The sequence below is a fragment of the Pectobacterium punjabense genome (genome assembly GCF_012427845.1).
Taxonomy (GTDB): domain Bacteria; phylum Pseudomonadota; class Gammaproteobacteria; order Enterobacterales; family Enterobacteriaceae; genus Pectobacterium; species Pectobacterium punjabense.
This window is the reverse complement of the sequence record NZ_CP038498.1, coordinates 1,750,933-1,766,811: the sequence shown is the minus strand read 5'-3', so window position 1 is coordinate 1,766,811 and position 15,879 is coordinate 1,750,933. Positions and strand designations below refer to the sequence as shown.

23 protein-coding genes and 2 pseudogenes are annotated in these 15,879 nt (G+C 41.5%); 9 read left to right on the top strand and 16 right to left on the bottom strand.

The features are described 5' to 3' along the window. The first annotated feature begins 1,133 nt into the window (after positions 1-1,133). From E2566_RS07850 to E2566_RS07840, 3 genes are all read left to right on the top strand, one after another. Positions 1,134-1,868, top strand: coding sequence for a helix-turn-helix domain-containing protein (locus E2566_RS07850; RefSeq protein WP_107169382.1), 735 nt, complete (start codon positions 1,134-1,136; stop codon positions 1,866-1,868). 25 nt (positions 1,869-1,893) lie between these two features. Beyond that, positions 1,894-2,421 carry a hypothetical protein gene (locus E2566_RS07845; protein ID WP_104209905.1) on the top strand — a complete coding sequence of 176 codons (528 nt, stop codon included), beginning with the start codon at positions 1,894-1,896 and terminating at the stop codon, positions 2,419-2,421. Between the two features lie 420 nt (positions 2,422-2,841). Then, complete coding sequence (locus E2566_RS07840; RefSeq protein WP_107169381.1) at positions 2,842-3,321, top strand: DUF4756 family protein; 480 nt, start codon at positions 2,842-2,844, stop codon at positions 3,319-3,321. Between the two features lie 6 nt (positions 3,322-3,327). On the opposite strand, the gene E2566_RS07835 is transcribed toward E2566_RS07840, so the two are convergent. From E2566_RS07835 to E2566_RS21820, 10 genes and pseudogenes are all read right to left on the bottom strand, one after another. Continuing rightward, positions 3,328-4,029: an ArsR/SmtB family transcription factor gene (locus E2566_RS07835; protein WP_107169380.1), complete on the bottom strand. Its 702-nt coding sequence runs from the start codon at positions 4,027-4,029 to the stop codon at positions 3,328-3,330. 1 nt (position 4,030) lies between these two features. Continuing rightward, on the bottom strand, positions 4,031-4,423 hold the full coding sequence (locus E2566_RS07830) for an amino acid-binding protein (protein ID WP_107169379.1): 393 nt from the start codon (positions 4,421-4,423) through the stop codon (positions 4,031-4,033). Next, on the bottom strand, positions 4,416-4,739 hold the full coding sequence (locus tag E2566_RS07825; RefSeq protein ID WP_107169378.1) for an antibiotic biosynthesis monooxygenase family protein: 324 nt from the start codon (positions 4,737-4,739) through the stop codon (positions 4,416-4,418). Before E2566_RS07825 ends, E2566_RS07830 begins: the two co-directional genes overlap by 8 nt. Positions 4,740-4,854: 115 nt before the next feature. Further along, positions 4,855-5,097 (bottom strand): H-NS family histone-like protein, encoded by a 243-nt coding sequence (locus tag E2566_RS07820; RefSeq protein WP_205942479.1) that lies wholly within the window; start codon positions 5,095-5,097, stop codon positions 4,855-4,857. 65 nt (positions 5,098-5,162) lie between these two features. Further along, a complete protein-coding gene (locus E2566_RS07815; protein ID WP_107169376.1) occupies positions 5,163-5,513 on the bottom strand; it encodes a hypothetical protein in 351 nt (116 codons plus the stop codon). Between the two features lie 39 nt (positions 5,514-5,552). Then, positions 5,553-5,789, bottom strand: a complete 237-nt coding sequence (locus E2566_RS07810) for a hypothetical protein (protein ID WP_107169422.1) — start codon at positions 5,787-5,789, stop codon at positions 5,553-5,555. 121 nt (positions 5,790-5,910) lie between these two features. Further along, positions 5,911-6,201, bottom strand: coding sequence for a hypothetical protein (locus E2566_RS07805; protein ID WP_107169375.1), 291 nt, complete (start codon positions 6,199-6,201; stop codon positions 5,911-5,913). 79 nt (positions 6,202-6,280) lie between these two features. Beyond that, a complete protein-coding gene (locus E2566_RS07800) occupies positions 6,281-6,595 on the bottom strand; it encodes a hypothetical protein (RefSeq protein ID WP_107169374.1) in 315 nt (104 codons plus the stop codon). Between the two features lie 32 nt (positions 6,596-6,627). Beyond that, positions 6,628-6,846 carry a helix-turn-helix transcriptional regulator gene (locus E2566_RS07795; RefSeq protein WP_043878032.1) on the bottom strand — a complete coding sequence of 73 codons (219 nt, stop codon included), beginning with the start codon at positions 6,844-6,846 and terminating at the stop codon, positions 6,628-6,630. A 149-nt stretch (positions 6,847-6,995) separates the two neighbouring features. Continuing rightward, positions 6,996-7,190: pseudogene (locus E2566_RS21820) on the bottom strand (DUF6387 family protein); the annotation flags it as partial. A 63-nt stretch (positions 7,191-7,253) separates the two neighbouring features. On the opposite strand from E2566_RS21820, the gene E2566_RS07790 reads away from it, so the two are divergent. Then, positions 7,254-8,404 (top strand): IS3 family transposase gene (locus E2566_RS07790; protein ID WP_107170981.1). Its coding sequence is split into 2 segments (ribosomal slippage): positions 7,254-7,512 and positions 7,512-8,404, totalling 1,152 coding nucleotides; the frame shifts between segments, so codons are not numbered across the junction. Between the two features lie 29 nt (positions 8,405-8,433). Here the strand turns inward: E2566_RS07790 and E2566_RS07785 are convergent. The 4 genes and pseudogenes from E2566_RS07785 to E2566_RS07770 form a co-directional block, all read right to left on the bottom strand. Then, positions 8,434-9,120: pseudogene (locus E2566_RS07785) on the bottom strand (DUF6387 family protein); the annotation flags it as partial. A 317-nt stretch (positions 9,121-9,437) separates the two neighbouring features. Further along, the gene (locus tag E2566_RS07780) at positions 9,438-9,830 is read right to left on the bottom strand and encodes a hypothetical protein (protein ID WP_107170258.1); all 393 of its coding nucleotides are present in this window, start codon (positions 9,828-9,830) and stop codon (positions 9,438-9,440) included. Continuing rightward, on the bottom strand, positions 9,830-10,462 hold the full coding sequence (locus E2566_RS07775; protein ID WP_107170259.1) for a hypothetical protein: 633 nt from the start codon (positions 10,460-10,462) through the stop codon (positions 9,830-9,832). Before E2566_RS07775 ends, E2566_RS07780 begins: the two co-directional genes overlap by 1 nt. Then, positions 10,459-11,037 carry an SLATT domain-containing protein gene (locus E2566_RS07770; RefSeq protein ID WP_107170260.1) on the bottom strand — a complete coding sequence of 193 codons (579 nt, stop codon included), beginning with the start codon at positions 11,035-11,037 and terminating at the stop codon, positions 10,459-10,461. The genes E2566_RS07775 and E2566_RS07770 overlap by 4 nt, the downstream gene beginning before the upstream one ends. Before the next feature lie 1,083 nt (positions 11,038-12,120). Between E2566_RS07770 and E2566_RS07765 the strand changes: the two genes are divergently transcribed. After that, positions 12,121-13,164: a hypothetical protein gene (locus E2566_RS07765; RefSeq protein WP_107170261.1), complete on the top strand. Its 1,044-nt coding sequence runs from the start codon at positions 12,121-12,123 to the stop codon at positions 13,162-13,164. Between the two features lie 137 nt (positions 13,165-13,301). Next, complete coding sequence (locus tag E2566_RS07760) at positions 13,302-13,652, top strand: gamma-glutamylcyclotransferase family protein (RefSeq protein ID WP_107170308.1); 351 nt, start codon at positions 13,302-13,304, stop codon at positions 13,650-13,652. Positions 13,653-13,774: 122 nt separating this feature from the next. On the opposite strand, the gene E2566_RS07755 is transcribed toward E2566_RS07760, so the two are convergent. Continuing rightward, positions 13,775-14,239: a helix-turn-helix domain-containing protein gene (locus E2566_RS07755; RefSeq protein ID WP_107170262.1), complete on the bottom strand. Its 465-nt coding sequence runs from the start codon at positions 14,237-14,239 to the stop codon at positions 13,775-13,777. A 66-nt stretch (positions 14,240-14,305) separates the two neighbouring features. On the opposite strand from E2566_RS07755, the gene E2566_RS21815 reads away from it, so the two are divergent. Genes E2566_RS21815 through E2566_RS21805 form a run of 3 tightly spaced genes read left to right on the top strand, consistent with a single transcriptional unit; the run spans position 14,306 to position 15,497 of the window. Then, positions 14,306-14,512, top strand: coding sequence for a hypothetical protein (locus E2566_RS21815; protein WP_240618652.1), 207 nt, complete (start codon positions 14,306-14,308; stop codon positions 14,510-14,512). Continuing rightward, the gene (locus tag E2566_RS21810) at positions 14,437-14,919 is read left to right on the top strand and encodes an MFS transporter (protein ID WP_338091621.1); all 483 of its coding nucleotides are present in this window, start codon (positions 14,437-14,439) and stop codon (positions 14,917-14,919) included. The genes E2566_RS21815 and E2566_RS21810 overlap by 76 nt, the downstream gene beginning before the upstream one ends. Continuing rightward, complete coding sequence (locus E2566_RS21805) at positions 14,916-15,497, top strand: MFS transporter (protein ID WP_240958793.1); 582 nt, start codon at positions 14,916-14,918, stop codon at positions 15,495-15,497. The genes E2566_RS21810 and E2566_RS21805 overlap by 4 nt, the downstream gene beginning before the upstream one ends. 20 nt (positions 15,498-15,517) lie before the next feature. Here the strand turns inward: E2566_RS21805 and E2566_RS07745 are convergent, their stop codons facing one another. Then, positions 15,518-15,865: an ArsR/SmtB family transcription factor gene (locus E2566_RS07745; protein ID WP_107170263.1), complete on the bottom strand. Its 348-nt coding sequence runs from the start codon at positions 15,863-15,865 to the stop codon at positions 15,518-15,520. Positions 15,866-15,879 lie beyond the last annotated feature (14 nt).

Below are 15,879 nucleotides of genomic sequence, written 5' to 3'. Positions count from 1 at the left end.
TTTGAAAATCACCGCCCTCTATGAGCTAACGCTCATGTGCTGCCGAAAACGATGAATCTGTTTTCATGAGCACGGCTACGCCCTAACTCTGAAATATGTATTTTTATCTTGATGAAGTACGTTTTTAGTATTGATAGCAAAAAAAGGAAAGATCTTTTTCAGATCGTTTAATCATAAAAAACAAAATTGACCTTATTCTTGAACACAGAATTACCGCGATAACATATAGCATTTGCTCTTAAACGTATAGAAAAACTATATTCTCAATAGCAGCACTGAGTGATTGTCAAAAACAATCACATCGCTGAAACAGGGTTCATCCCTGTTAATGATGGATTTATCCATAAAGAATTTCGGCGATAGCCGATAAAGCAGAAATAGTATGATTAATCTTACTACTTCATGGACGGTTTAGTGTTCAAGATATTTTATAAACTAGTTTTAGCATATACTTAAATTAAAAATTCATATTGAAAAACAGATCCTTTTTATGAGCTTTCGCTCATGGCTTCGCCCTTTGTCAGTATATTAATTAGAAATTCATCAAGGCTATAGCATTTGCTCTTAAACGCATAGGAAAACTATATTCAAAGAAGCAGCACTTAGTGATTGTCCAAAACAATCACATTGCTGGAACAGGGCTCGCCCCTGTTAATGATGGATTTATCCATAGAGAATTGCGGCGATAGCCGCCAGTAAAATAAAAGGAAAACAATTACACTATTCTTAAAATGCCAGCAGCGCTTCGTGATTGTATGAAACAATCACTTCGCTGAAAATAAGTATCAAGAAAACCACATATTCCCACGTAAAACACCCTGCACATAAGGCAAAAGGAAAACTGGACTCTCTTAACTTCTTACTAATTATTTAATTATAAGCACTGCCCCAGCCCAATAAAATCAAGGCTTCACAACTTTTTTTGCTATGTTCGAACATAGCAAACTCCTATGTGCGCACATAGATCCGTCCTATGTTCGAACATAGCGAGATCTATGTTTGAACATAGGTTTTTTAACATATAACAATAGCATAATAATAAAACCCCTATTTTATTTATAGTTTAACTATTGACTTTTATTTTTCTGCATAGTATTAAAAATAACATAATAAAAACTATAAGAGAGAATAATATGAATACTAATGACACAGAACTACTTAGCCTATTTGAAACATTAACCACGGAACAAAAGATTGATATCGCAAGACACTTACTGCAAAACAAGGATATAAAATCGACCACAGTTATTGCGACAAAAGAAGATAAATCGATCTCATTTGCACAGCCTTATGTTTTTGCCTTCACTTCCAACTTTCGTGTTTTTTCTGATTTGGATATATCTAAGAATGAATTCCGTGTCTTGACTTATATCTTAGAATATATGGAGTTCGGAAACCTTATCAATCTGTCGCAAGCATCACTCTGCAAGGCATTGAATATCGCATCCGGCAATATGTCCAACATATTCAAAAAGCTCAAACAGAAAGGTATTCTCGTTGAACATCATGGGCATCTGTATATTAACTCGAACATTTTCGCCAAAGGTCTAAGCCATCAACTTGATGAAAAGCGTAAAGAGCATTTAAGCAATGCCAGAAGTCTTCATGCGGAGCTTGAGCAATATCCAGAAAACTATACTGATTACTCAAAGCAAGAAAGACGAAACCTAGCTTTAGAAAGAGAAACGAAAGAGATCTATACTGATGCTTTTATTTTTAGTAAGAAGAAAAAGAATAATGCTGTTCCTAATGCTAAAAACAGTATCAAGATCGATAAGCCCCGAAAGGTATACAAACGAACGAAGGAAAATGAAGTGGCAAGAAAAGACTTGGCTGATGCCACAAACCATTTGAAAGCAGTATCATGATAAAAATAACAATAAGGAAAAAAAAATGAAAAAACTCCCCGGTTCACTTGAAATCAAACTTCATGAAAAACTATCCAAAAACGATATTCTGAATATCTTGGCTGAACAAATGACTATGCTTGAGGAAACATTTGGTATTCAAGAGTTCAAACTCTATTCTTACCTTGAGTGTTATCGTGAAAATAAAAAACAGGCTTTATATCATCAAGATCACAATATCGTTGTAGGTGCATTTAATTTAAGAAGTCAGGAAAACTTAGAGAATACAGCCAAATTAATTTCAAAAGAGGGTAATAACCGTGTCATTTCTTTTGAAAAAAAGCTTGATGTAGATAAAATATCAACCACAGTTGACAACATTCAGGCGAGTAATCCTTATCGATATTGGTCAAACAATATTCAGGTTATTCCAGCTTCGCTGGTAAGTAGCATCATTCAAAATGAACAAAATCGCCAACAGGCAGAGAAAGAGAGGTTAGATCTCATCGAGAAACAATATAAGAAGGAAGAACAAATCCGTAGATTTAAAAGGTTTTACCACCCAAAAAATTAAATAAAGTGACCTATCTGAAAAATTATTGGCTCAACCTATAACCATCTAATAGATTATACTACAACATAAAAATATTTTTATCGAAGAGACCTATTAGATAAATATTGCGATGTTAGGTTGATTTTCTATTCAATAAAAATCTGATAGGAAACTCGGCAAAGTTGAGTTTTATACTGATAGTGGTGAGTTTATTTTAGAACAGTATAAAACTCTTCAGCTTGTTTAAAATAATGATTTCATTTTGGCATTATAATAGATTGGATTAAGGTTAATATATAAAGCAATCAGTCTTAGGAATTTGTTATACCAAATAATATAAAAACCGAAAATTATTCTCCTTATTTAATTTCCTGTTAGATTTGACAACTTCTTTATATACCTTAACATATAAATATAACACATATTATTAACGAGGTATTTATGAGAAATATAAAATTGGACAACAGTGATATATTAACCTATTTTGAAACTGTAGAAAAACTAAAACAACAACCATCAATGGATGAATATCTGGAAGGCTATCGTAAAGTGCGTGAAAATAGCCCTTTTGGCACCGAAGTAGATAAATATAGATCTGCTCACAATGAGCTACGCAGGCTAGATAAAAAGAGACAATCACTGATAGATAATTTTGTCATTGAACTCAACCCTATAAGCAGCTCAACGGCAAGAACAGCCGCTAAATCATCCGGTAATCTTGATATCATGCATGAGCGTATGATCTACCAGAGAGCTATTTCAGAAAAAACAGATGCTGAGATTGTTGCTCTAGTAATAAAACAGCGTACAGAAGCAGCACTTGAGTTTAAACGTTCTGTTGAGCAGAGTCTTGAACAGCTTTCCAGTATTTCATCAGATTTTATAACATCAGATAAAAAATACCGAAAAATGTCTTTTTAAATTTTACTACGTATACAGCCCGAATAATTTTTTAAATGCCAGCTTACCACTGGTGGTAATAGTTACTTCTCTGAACCCCGGTATTCTGGTTAACCACCCTTTTTGCTCACAATGCGCAAAAAAGGCCGCACCAGCCTCACCACCAAGATGAAATCGCCGTTCACTCCAGTCAAGACAGCCACAGCACGTTTTACGTCGTGTTTTTGGCTTGGACATAATGCCTAATTCTCGGAACTGTTCTTGTCCTGATGGCGTCATTGACGAGCCATCTGACGTAACCCAACCTTCAGCAACCATGAAATCATAGATATGAACTGCGATCTCACCGGCTAAATGGTCATAACACGACCGGGCAGCCCGTAATGAGGAAGGTGTGCTGATTTTAGCTGATGATGTTGAGCGCCATGATACGCCCATCAGATTTTCAATCAGCCCGGCAATGTCTGTTCCAGCCAGACGATAATAACGATGACGTCCCTGCGAAAGGCAGGTAATCAGCCCCTCACTGACCAGCCGAGATAAATGCGCACTGGCAGTTGATGCCGCGATATCAGCGACCACACTTAACTCTGTCGCTGTCCATGCACGTCCATCCATCAAGGCGCAGAGCATTTTTATGCGGGACGGATCGGACATGGCAGCAGCTAAGGCCGCCATTGAATGTTCCAAAGCATCACCGCTATTTGTTGAATTAGCGTGTTTTAACATGTTACTCAGGCACGACAGCCCATTTCTCCGTTGCTTTACTGGCAACCCTATCATTATCGGTCACAAGGATCAGCTGGTTTGCATGGTCGCTATATTGGCACAGAATATTAATCCCCTTCTCAGCCAGTGTTGCTGCAATTTCTCCTAACTCGCCGGGGCGTTCTTGCTTAAGTTTTCGGATCAATGGCCTGCATACGCTTTCAACCTGAAATCCTGCGTTTTCCAGCACGGCTTTGGCTGCATCCCCCTTCTCAACAAGAAAATGCGCATGTGCTTTGTCTGCAACAGTAAATACGCCACCACCCTCAAGCCCAATACCGTTTTGACCTAATACCGTCCCCAGTGCCGCCAGTTCGCCCGGCGCATTATTTAAAACAACATGGATGTCATACATCGGCCTGACCTCTGGTTTCTGATGAATAGTCTCTGAGCACATGGGCAATACGGATACGATAAAAAGAGAAGATAGATTGACGTCCTTCTGCCTGAGCCGCTTTATGCAAAACGTTTTGTTTCCATAGTAATACGGCCTCTTCATTCCGCCACCAAGACAATGACAGTATCTTTCCCGCTGCTGTCAGACTCTGGAAACGCTCGATAGAAATGAAACCATCAATATCGGCTAATAGCGGTTTCAATTCAGCAGCAAGCTGGAGATAACGCTCTTGCTGTGTGGCAACAACATCTGCTTCAAAAAGCACTGCGATCACATTCCTACCCTCTATGTATTGAGCACTGGTATGACTGTACCTTTTTTATTGCTGAACACTTCGATGGAGGCCGAAATATGGATGTCATCAATAGCACCTGTGGCAGTGTCTGGTATCAGTGATAAAGGTCTTCAGGTGATACACGATCACGCCCCATTTTCTCAAGCAACTGTTGTAATCTCTTGCCCCTCAATTTCTGAGCCTTTTTCTCACCAATCTCCTGATAGTATTCCTCCCGGCGCTCCGCAACAACTTGACGGAACTTCTTCAATAGTTGATTCAAGGTTTTTAAATCAGTAGTAGCTGCTTCAGCTTGGATTTTTCTATACATATACATAACGTGGAATTCATCAATCATATTATAACCCTTAGTTCTATCATTCATGTTATTTCCCTCTTTCGAGGGAATAATAATATTTTACATCAAACCACTGTCACTTTCAGCTTCCAGTAAACAGGATCTTCATTTTCATCCTGATTTATATTTCTTGAAACAAGTTCTATGATGTGTTCTTGATGCCAATACAAGATAGCGGTTTTTAAATCTCTTCTATTAATAACTGATATATCATTTTTGATAGAGTATTTCTTCATCTCACGCGTTATCAAAACATCATACATGACGCTTGAAAGGAACCCATCTTTTAAAATATCGATTGCTGTTTCATGATGTTTTTCATAAATGCTATATATTTCATCACAGTATCCTTGTAAGATGTTGGCAATAAGTTCGTTTAGTTCTTTTTCATTTTTATTTAATATAATCTCTTTCATCTTTAATCCTTTTATTATGTTAATGATTAGTGAAAATAATTAGCTGTTATAAACGATATTGATGATAACAGAGCCATATTCCAGATCTAACTCATCGACTAAATCGTTATTAACATGTCGATTTAATGCATCTACTAAGTTTTTATCCCCTATCATTTCTTCTACTGTATACCCGCTCAGAGCAATAAATACATCAAGACTTTCTTGAATAGTATTCATTACTTTCGGGGTTCTTTCGCACAGCATACTTACTACTACAGATATTTTATTTGTCATAGAACTTTGCTCGTTGTCTTTTTTACGTAATATCGTAGATATTTCGTTTTTCTTTATATTGTTTACCATTTATACTTTCCTCTTATATTTTTGGTTAGCCCCTTTGGGGCAAGATTATGTCTTATTTCCTAAAGGTGTCTGAATACTCAACTAACATGGCAGCAACCAGTTCAACGTTAACCTGATTAATATCACCGTTATCACCCTCTTGTTTAGTGAATCTTTCAAAGTTGTTCTTAATATGGTCAATCACATGGATAATAAATGGACTCATAAAATCTGGATCATCCAAATAATCATTGGCATCACCATTAACTTCCATGAACATATTCCAGCTTGCGGCAAACGATCTACATGCAAGTTCATAGAACAGTTCGGTTGATTTATTTATACTTATTTTTTCTTTAAACATATTTATACCCTCATAGTTAAATGCTTATTTAATTCATCGTGTTTTTTATTAGCCCCTTACGGGGCCGAATACGCTATTGTTAGCTCATACTAAAAAGTAATGCTTGAGTATGAACATATCTCATTTCATGCATAACTTTATCCATATCAACATAAATCAATCTTTCTCTTTTACCCATTTCTTCCATATGTGCATCAAAGCGTTTTGACAGATATTCTTTAACATGCGAAAGATATGATTCCGTTCTATTACTATCTAACATTATGGCTTCTAAAACCTCATAATCTTCTTGTTCTTTATATATACGTATTCCTGTGATATAAAGATTCTTCGCCATAGCAGTAAAAATATTGGTAGATGACTCTTTGATGTTTTTCATTTCATTACTATTCATTTTATTTCCTCTTGTTGTTATTAAAATATTTGTTATTCAGATACAGGACGTGAATCAGAAATGATTTTCTCAATCCATGCATCAATCTCACTTTCTATAAAGGCAATAGACCTTAAACCCGTTTTAACCTGTGATGGAAAGCGTCCGGCTTTAATAAGCGTATAAATCCATGTTTTTCCAAATCCTGTTCTTCTAATCACTTCTGGTAAACGAATAAGGCGTTGTTTTTTGTTTGCTACGATTTGAACCATATTTATCTCCTGTGCATTTGATGGAAATAATTGTATGGATATCGCTTGTAAAAAACGAGGTTGGTTCACTGGCCCTGAACAGAGGGGAAGTTCAGGACCAGTGAATTTCGGGGATTTTTATGAGGGGTGAATGTCGGGGATGTTCAGAATTAGCGACTGTCCCTTGTTTTCTTTTTAGGTTCAGGTTTGTCATTCATGCCGATGACAGCAAGGATATCTGAACTCTTCACATGCATGTTTTTTATGAAAAAGTCATTTAACGACTTGAAATAATTATCATTGTTTAAGAAATCATAGGCCAGAGGGTAATCAGTGTCCTTGATTTGCTCGCTACCTCTGGCATGATCCTACCCAGCATTAGTGGACACGCGACGAAGTGAGTAAACTCTCTACCAGAGGTAGCTCACATGACAAAATCCGTATCAACCAGTAAGAAGCCACGTAAGCAACATACGCCTGAATTTCGTAACGAAGCCCTGAGGCTTGCAGAACGCATCGGTGTTGCCGCCGCTGCTCGTGAACTCAGTCTGCACGAATCCCAGCTCTATAACTGGCGTAGCAAGCAACAGAGCCAGACAACTACCTCTGAGCGAGAGAGTGAACAGGCTGCAGAGATTGCCCGCCTCAAGCGCCAACTGGCAGAGAGAGACGAGGAACTGGCCATTCTCCAAAAGGCCGCGACATACTTCGCGAAGCGCCTGAAATGAAGTATGTCTTTATTGAAAAGCATCAGGCTGAGTTCAGCATTAAAGCGATGTGTCGGGTGCTTCGGGTTGCCCGCAGCGGTTGGTATGTCTGGTGTTGTCGCCGCCATCAGGTTAACTCGCGTCAGCGGTTTCGGCTCACTTGTGATGAAGCGGTCCGTAAAGCCTTCGCTGAGGCAAAACAGCGCTATGGTGCGCCACGCCTTGCTGATGAGTTGCCTGAGTACAACATTAAAACCATCGCAGCCAGTCTGCGTCGTCAGGGGTTACGGGCGAAAGCCAGCCGTAAATTCAGTCCGGTCAGCTACCGTGAACATGGCCTGCCGGTATCGGAAAACCTGCTGAAGCAGAACTTTATCGCCAGCAGCCCGAACCAGAAGTGGGCAGGTGATATCACGTATCTTCGCACGGATGAAGGCTGGCTCTATCTGGCTGTTGTGATTGACCTGTGGTCACGGGCGGTAATTGGCTGGTCGATGTCATCCCGAATGACGGCACAACTGGCTTGTGATGCGTTACAGATGGCGCTCTGGAGACGTAAACGCCCAGAGAATGTCATTGTTCATACAGATAGAGGCGGGCAGTATTGTTCAGCGGATTATCAGGCATTGCTGAAACGACATAGGCTACATGGCAGCATGAGCGCAAAGGGTTGTTGCTACGATAACGCCTGTGTGGAAAGCTTTTTCCATTCACTGAAAGTGGAATGCATACACGGGGAACGCTTTAGTAGCAGGGAAATGATGCGCTCAACGGTATTTAATTATATTGAGTGCGATTACAATCGCTGGCGCCGTCACAGTGCCTGTGGCGGTCTCAGCCCGGAACAATTTGAAAACCAGAACCTCGCTTAGGGCTGTGTCCACATTACGTGGGTAGGATCAGCATACCGCATATCTGGGTGTAGGAGGCCAGCCAATACAGGATACGGGATCTTCTGATTGTTGAGTTGTTCCCAACCGATGAGATCCATCAGCGGTATGATTTTGTAATCGAGTATCTTCTGGAATGTTTTGTGACCAAAACGGAAATCTTTTTCCGGGGGTTTAGGCACTTTCAGATGCTTCTGCCATTGAGTGATAAGCACTTTTAGGTGTTCAGCCAGATCATCACTGCTGGCTTCATCTAAATCAATTTCGATCAGCATCTTGTTGGTAGGGTTCAATCCGCCCTGCTTCAGGTATTCAGATATGTATTCCGAACTCACTGAAACATCATCTTTAGCAATGTTGTTTTCCAGACGGTACATCGCCCGCCCATAGTTGAACAACGAAGTCCTTGTTATTGGCCTTACAGCATAGCTATGAGACAGCATATGGCTATCAGAGACCCATTTAGCCTCATGTATAACCTTACCAGAACGGATCAGGGCATCATGGTATATCGCCAGCATTTGGTTATCTTCACCTGCAGTTTCCCACTGTTGTCTTGCTTTATAGGCAAAGATCCGTCTTTCCAGCTCGGCATAGATTTGTTCTAGCGATAAATCTTTAAGCACATCGTAACGGCTTACATCAAACCATTCGGTTAGTGCTTCTACAATCTCCGCTTTAGGCATCTTTTTTGTCATTGTTTTCTCTACAGAAATTTTTTGTAGAGATAAAGTTAACGCATTCAATAGCATAGAGAAAGAAAAAATATCAGGAATCTCAAGATGGGGTCTTGATGAATTGAATATGATTTCCCTCATATCTCGCATGTTGCTTGGTCAAATCGCTTGTTTACTCAATCGTTTTACCTGATCTTCCATCACCAGCGAATATTTCCTGATCACAAAATAGTCCCGAATTCATTCGGGACCTAAATTGTTCTTCCACTAAGTGCCAACAGCAGGCATTAGATGCTATTAATATTTTAAACGAATGCAGTACATCTCAGATAATAAATTTAATTTAAAGAGTTCTTTATCGAAAGGAACGATCGATATATAAACCAAGGATTCCTCATGTTTTTAATAGCCTCTATAAAAATCCTTATGCATAAAACATAATTCCTATGTTCAACTATCAACCTATCTTTTGATATCGCTATCACTTGCGAGTCTTGTCTTAACTCCACAGGAGTCACAAGGCTGTAAGTTAAATAAGGGAACATTTTCTGGATAGAATCATAAAACACACCAACAGCATGAGTAGGTGTTATTTTATAAGGTGTTTCAATTCGATATGCCCATCGCCTGTATTGGCCCATATGGAACTCTGCAATTATGGGAGATATATGCGATGGAAAAACATCAAACTTATAATCTTCATATGCACCAACCACATAGAATAATGACATCAATATTCCCTTCCCTCTATTCCATATTTAGGGTTGTACTTGAAAAATTTATCCTTAAGTAAAATACTTAACCTTCTTACCTTAGGGTTAGAAGAGTAAGTGTTCGGTATAAATAATTTTCTTATGTGTTTCTCTTTAATTAAATAGCCTGAATTCAAACAAAATTCGAAAAGCCGAGCATGTGGGTTATCTGTGCTGTACATAAACTCTATTACGGATGTTGGGAAATGTTTTTCCAAGACCGGCCTTAAAGTTTGGCAAGATACATGATCGTTTAAATTCTTTAGTGAAGGAGCGGGGGTATTAAAAAGATCTGATATTAAAAAATGAAATCTCTGGTAATCGCAGGTGACCATCTTAAGGAAAAGATCGTTATCATAATTTGGTCTGAGAAACCCACACTTAATACTCCCGGTGTCAACTGGGCTGCCCATATTAAAAAAATCAGCATTGTCAGTTAAGAAACTCTCATTTAACTCTATAACGATTGAACCTCTTAGAAGAGGCGGATTTCCAACTGGAAAGCCAGCATTAAAATAATCAGCCTTTAAACTTCCATTATTGGAATTGCCAATAATATTATCTATGATGTGAATCTTATTCAACGTGAGAACTTTGGAGAAAAATTTCATTTTTCCGTGCTTTTAGAGTTTTTGATATGATGCTGCCACTGTCCATTAGCTGAATTCAATATGTTTTGATATTGCTCCTGATATAGAACAACATTTTCTATCTTTATTTTATAGACTTCGTCATCTTCTTCCATCCTTTTAGCCATAGTAATGGTATGGCGTAATTCATAAAGAGAGCAAATTGTTGCAATGTTCATAGCCATTCTTTCTTGGTACATGAACTTACTTAATAATTGCCCAGCAATGCCAGCCAGTGAGCTCGTAATGAGGGTTATTACAGTTAAAAAAAATATAGATTTCTCAGCATTGATGGCTATAAGTAGAGTTGTGATGGCACTTAGAAATATTTGAGAGATAGAGAAGAGCTTATTATTTTTTTGGTTTTCTATTCTTTTTTTTTCAAATTCTTTAATACGTTTATCGATCTGCAGTTCCAGTTCGGCTAAACTCTTTAAACTGTGCATTGTACTCACGAAACACCATTTGGCGGGTAGGTTAGTCGATAAAAATACAAAGAATTTTATAATGATGTCAATAAGAATTTTCAGCTCACCTCGATTCTCAAATTGCTTCATGATAATCGTCCCTTGCTTTATCCTAACATCTATGAGTAGCGTTAACTCAAACCGGAATGTGGCGTTATACCCTTAATCTCCACGAAGGGTTTCGTCATAATTTACTTAGCGATAATCCTCTCTCACCCCCCCTCTTCTAATGGACTAAGGAATGATGTCCGCTTCACGCCCTGAGGCATTCGACAAGCTTTTTATGGCGTAAATAGGAGCGAGTGTCGCACTTCAAGTGCCAGAAAATATTTCGCTTTGTCGTAGCAGGTTCTGTTCTTCCAGAAGCAATAAACGATCCTTATCTATTCAAAGTAAAAAATTGATTTATAATTTCATAATTAATTGTTTTTAATGAAAAATACCATAAAAACACTGACAACATGATGTTTAACATCAAACCTTGCACAATCAGTAATAGACAACACGTTATGACAACAATCAATTGTTTTTAATTGACATTTTATGTGAATAGATTAAATAATGATGGTAAAAATACTGGTAAAAAATCACATCATTTACGCTAAACCATTAATAACAGGAGATACAGATGAAGTTCGAGTCCAGTCAGAGGAGCCAAATTAGAAAATCCCGCTTAAGGAAACTTAAGTGGGATTTTTGCTTTTAGCATTGTATTCAATACGTTCCATCTGAAAATTGTTCCCGATGTACATTCCATTTTCATCCCGCATCGGATGAATGTGGTGGTCAGATTTGGGGTCACGTTGGTTCGATGGCGAAGTGACCCCAAATATCTCTTAACGACTCAAAAATCCGCAACGTAAAACTATCCGCGCTTTCAAAATGGTTGCCAAAAGTTGGTTTACCACCAAAATCACATGGTCGGAGGATTATCTGCGTTCGGCCTGGACACAGCTGGAAACTTTGTCAGTGAACCATTCAGGCAGCACGCTGAGGATGTGCCCTGACGTAACAGCAGAGCATTGAGGTAACGGATAACGAATCAAACCCATTTTTCTCCCGAATTCAAACAGGAAACCTTTGAGCCAAAATGCTGAAGCTGGACATCGATTATTCCGAATGGTTGAATCTTGTTTGCCTTAACCTATTTGCAAATAAACCACGGAGAGCCAAGTGGCACACTATTGGTGGAAAGATTTACTTGATCGAAATAATGTCTGGCAGGGGCTGGAGCTGATCGTTCAAGGTCAAGCACCGTCAAAACAAAGTAGTATAGAAATGCTCAGTGGTCACCACGGGCGTATGTCGCTACAGCTTCGGGGCGAGGCGCTTTTCTGGGCTTCAATGCTGAAAGATCACTCTGGCGTTTGGCTGGTGTTTAATGCCGATCACCCTGACCAACAGGATTTATTATCTCCTGTGACCTCAAATGAGGTGGAGTCAGTAAAAAAACGGGGTGAGCAAGCATGGGTAAGCGAGTGGTGTCGCTATTTCGCTCGGCAGTTAATGCGGACGTCTGAGCCGCTACTTCCTGAGCGCCGCTGGCTATTAAGGCCCATGGCATCCCTCGGTCGTAGCGCACCCTATACCATTCAGCAGGCAGCCACCGTCGAAAACTGGCATTTTCATTCACCAGCCAGTACTGGAAATATAGGATGTAATTGGGTGCTTTATGGCGAAGATTTCCCTGATTTGACCAATCCGCAAAAAGTGAGTCTGGTGGACTGGTGGTGGGGGGGAAATCTGCTGTTAGGGCGTTATGCGGTAAAAACCGAGACAGGGCGTCTGAAGTGGTGGCGTAAAAAATGTCGTGAAGGCATGTTGCCGCCAGTGCTGGTCTGGTATGTCGCTGGGCTGGCATCATTTGTAATCCTTGACGGCCACTACCGTCTACAAGCCGCGATAGAGGAAGGCATCCCGCCGTTATTTCTGGTACTCAGCGAACTCAATGAACGGACGTTTCCCCCTGCACCTGAGCATCAGGAACGTATTCTCCGCGCACTGGAGCAACAGCAACGCAAGAACCCGGGGTGCAGTGTTGAAGGTGTCAACCAGACGTTAATCAATCTCTATGATACCCGCTATCTGTATGCATCCACTCACAGCCGGGCCGTGCTCGGTAAAGGTGAATCTTGGACGCGAGACGTTAAAGCTTATTTGCATAAGTATGACTGTGAGGAAAATCTGGAAAAGATCCTGAACCGCGTGAATGACTGAGCCTCCGTCCCTTTGAGGGACTCGCTATGCACCCAGCACGATTCACTACTCAGCAGCGGTAGGGAACCTATTGCAAACCGCTTTATTAGATTCTAACTTGAACAGCATTCTTCACACTTTAGGAGTTCATTGCTTTGATTGACGAGAGAAAGAGGGAGCGCTTATTTGTCTACGGTACGTTACGTCCGGGTCACGCTAATGCATATCTTCTGGAAAACATCGGTGGGGAATGGTTGTCGGGTTATGTGACTGGCACATTTTATGAAAGTGGCTGGGGTGCGGCCGTGGGTTTTCCTGGGATCGTACTGGATGATAGCGAGTCGCGCGTCAGCGGTTACTTGTTTTTGTCCGATAGCCTTGAAGCACATTGGCCGATGCTAGATGAATTTGAGGAAGGCTACGATCGCGTTGAGGCTGTCGTTACCACAGCGGGAGGCCAGAAAATTACGGCATGGGTTTATCAGTTACAGCCACAAACAGGCCAGTAGACAATATGGATGAAAGTTGATTAGCGTGGGATTGGTCGCCCGTAGTGCCGATCTAATGAGGCCAGTTCACTTGCCGTGGCCCCAAATATAAACACGGCGTTGTCTCCGGCGCTGACAGAATATCAAGCCTTCTTTTTCTTCATACTTTGTACCACTTTTCGAATAGCGGTGTTGCCCGTCTTTTCACGCGTCTGCCGCCTACGATGTGTAGCGTCAACCAACTTCCTGAAGGTGGGACATTCCATATGCGATGGCGCAGAGCAGTCAGCAACGTGCCGCAGCGTGTCGCGCAATATCTTCAGCTCATGAATTTGCTGGTCGATGTCGTCGGCCTTCTGATGAAATACGGTACGTGGCAGATCCGGCATGCCATTTTTGTTAAACATGCCAGCAATTTCCTGAAGTGAGAATCCAGCCGCCTTCCCCATCGTAATTAGCCTGAGTTGCAGCAGCACATCTTCAGAAAACTGCCGCCTGAGCCCATGCCGAGATACCGAAGTAATCAGTCCGATTTCCTCGTAATAACGCAGCGCCGAAGGCTTGATTCCGCTTTTCTCCACGACTTCGCCAATATCCAGAAATTTCATGCTTGACCTCAAGTTGACTTTACTTTGTAGCATGCTCTGGAACCCACATTATGACAAGGATAAAACATGGTAATTAACCATTCAGGCGAACCGGAGAAGAGCAAAACAGGGATCACCATCACACTCGCGCTGTCGATACTGTCAGCCTCACTGGGAACAAGCATTGCCAATATTGCCCTTCCAACACTGACGGCGATATTTTCTGCGCCATTCGCACAGGTCCAGGCCGTCGTCATCGCTTATCTTGCAGCCATGGCGATCGTTATGGACTAAAGCCCATTTTTATCGCAGGCCTTGCGCTCTTTGCTGTCGCTTCACTACTGTGCGCCCTTGCCCCCCAACTGTGGCAACTTATCGTTGCAAGAACACTTCAGGGTATCGGTGCAGCTTTCCTAATGACACTCGGCATGGCGCTACTGAGGCAGACGGCCGGTGAGAAGCATGTCGGGCAAGCCATGGGAATATTGGGAGCGGTATCCGCGTTGGGTACCGCGCTTGGCCCTTCTGTCGGGGGATGGCTTCTTACAACAGCAGGGTGGCGTAGTCTATTCTGGGTGCAGATCCCGCTGGTAATCATCGTTCTTTTTCTTGCTTTCACCCTGCTCCCCTCCACGCAGGTTAAAACAAAGGCGCAGCTCTCAGGTATATCACCGATTCGCTACATGACGCTTCTGCCATGATGACAACGTTAATCATCGGCCCGTACTACCTTGGTTTGGGTCTGAGTCTACATGAAACCTTAGTCGGCGTTGTTATGGCAGTCGGCCCTGCTATTGCGATTTTCTGCGGGATTCCGTCGGGACGACTGGTCGATATCTGGGGATTTAGACGCGCCCTATACGTCGGACTTTCTCTTGTGATTGCTGGCACCTTTATGCTGGCGATCTTACCCAATTTGCTTGGCGTCACGGGATACATTCTTTCTATGGTTGTCCTGACGCCAGGCTATCAGCTCTTTCAGGCGGCAAATAACACGGCCACCCTTGCCGATATTCCCGGGAACCAGCGCGGCACGGTCTCCGGCCTGCTTAACCTATCGCGTAACATTGGGCTCATCGTCGGTGCTTCTATCATGGGACAGATTTTCGCCTTGAGTACTGGGACGGAAAATTTTACCCATGCCACCCCATCTTCACTCGCGAGTGGCCTAAAGTTCACCTTTTTTATCGCTGGCAGCATGATACTTGCCGCCATCGCATTCGCTTACCTGCCAAAGTGGGCTGCACGGGAACACACAGCCAAGTCTCAGGGAAAGTGATGACGTAAAGACTTAACGGCCTATGACGGCTTATGGTGATGCGAGGCAACCTGTGCAAGCTCAGATAATACGGCAACGGCCTCGCCTAAACGCTCAGGGACGAGCTTGTAGAACACCCAGTTTTTGATACGTTTCGAGGTGACGATTCCGGCTTTCGATAGATATTGAAGATGGCCGGTGACGGTCGGTTGGCTCAAGCCTAGCTTTTCAGTGATAAACCCTACGCATACTCCGTCCTTAACCAGATCACCATCCTGTTGTTCCGGGAAGTGTGCCCGAGGATCGGCCAACCATTCCAAAATGATGAGTCGCTGCTCATTGCCTAGCGCCCGTAGTAGGTCGGCTGTTGTCGTTGCATGCTTGTTCATATAGCCAAATACCT

Excerpts from the sequence above, each read along its gene's own strand:
- E2566_RS07850 (WP_107169382.1), top strand. The coding sequence starts at position 1,134 with ATGAATACTAATGACACAGAACTACTTAGCCTATTTGAAACATTAACC.
- E2566_RS07845 (WP_104209905.1), top strand. The coding sequence starts at position 1,894 with ATGAAAAAACTCCCCGGTTCACTTGAAATCAAACTTCATGAAAAACTA.
- E2566_RS07840 (WP_107169381.1), top strand. The coding sequence starts at position 2,842 with ATGAGAAATATAAAATTGGACAACAGTGATATATTAACCTATTTTGAA.
- E2566_RS07835 (WP_107169380.1), bottom strand. The coding sequence starts at position 4,029 with ATGTTAAAACACGCTAATTCAACAAATAGCGGTGATGCTTTGGAACAT.
- E2566_RS07830 (WP_107169379.1), bottom strand. The coding sequence starts at position 4,423 with ATGTATGACATCCATGTTGTTTTAAATAATGCGCCGGGCGAACTGGCG.
- E2566_RS07820 (WP_205942479.1), bottom strand. The coding sequence starts at position 5,097 with ATGATTGATGAATTCCACGTTATGTATATGTATAGAAAAATCCAAGCT.
- E2566_RS07815 (WP_107169376.1), bottom strand. The coding sequence starts at position 5,513 with ATGAAAGAGATTATATTAAATAAAAATGAAAAAGAACTAAACGAACTT.
- E2566_RS07810 (WP_107169422.1), bottom strand. The coding sequence starts at position 5,789 with ATGACAAATAAAATATCTGTAGTAGTAAGTATGCTGTGCGAAAGAACC.
- E2566_RS07805 (WP_107169375.1), bottom strand. The coding sequence starts at position 6,201 with ATGTTTAAAGAAAAAATAAGTATAAATAAATCAACCGAACTGTTCTAT.
- E2566_RS07800 (WP_107169374.1), bottom strand. The coding sequence starts at position 6,595 with ATGAATAGTAATGAAATGAAAAACATCAAAGAGTCATCTACCAATATT.
- E2566_RS07795 (WP_043878032.1), bottom strand. The coding sequence starts at position 6,846 with ATGGTTCAAATCGTAGCAAACAAAAAACAACGCCTTATTCGTTTACCA.
- E2566_RS07780 (WP_107170258.1), bottom strand. The coding sequence starts at position 9,830 with ATGTCATTATTCTATGTGGTTGGTGCATATGAAGATTATAAGTTTGAT.
- E2566_RS07775 (WP_107170259.1), bottom strand. The coding sequence starts at position 10,462 with ATGAAATTTTTCTCCAAAGTTCTCACGTTGAATAAGATTCACATCATA.
- E2566_RS07770 (WP_107170260.1), bottom strand. The coding sequence starts at position 11,037 with ATGAAGCAATTTGAGAATCGAGGTGAGCTGAAAATTCTTATTGACATC.
- E2566_RS07755 (WP_107170262.1), bottom strand. The coding sequence starts at position 14,239 with ATGAAATTTCTGGATATTGGCGAAGTCGTGGAGAAAAGCGGAATCAAG.
- E2566_RS21815 (WP_240618652.1), top strand. The coding sequence starts at position 14,306 with ATGGTAATTAACCATTCAGGCGAACCGGAGAAGAGCAAAACAGGGATC.
- E2566_RS21805 (WP_240958793.1), top strand. The coding sequence starts at position 14,916 with ATGATGACAACGTTAATCATCGGCCCGTACTACCTTGGTTTGGGTCTG.
- E2566_RS07745 (WP_107170263.1), bottom strand. The coding sequence starts at position 15,865 with ATGAACAAGCATGCAACGACAACAGCCGACCTACTACGGGCGCTAGGC.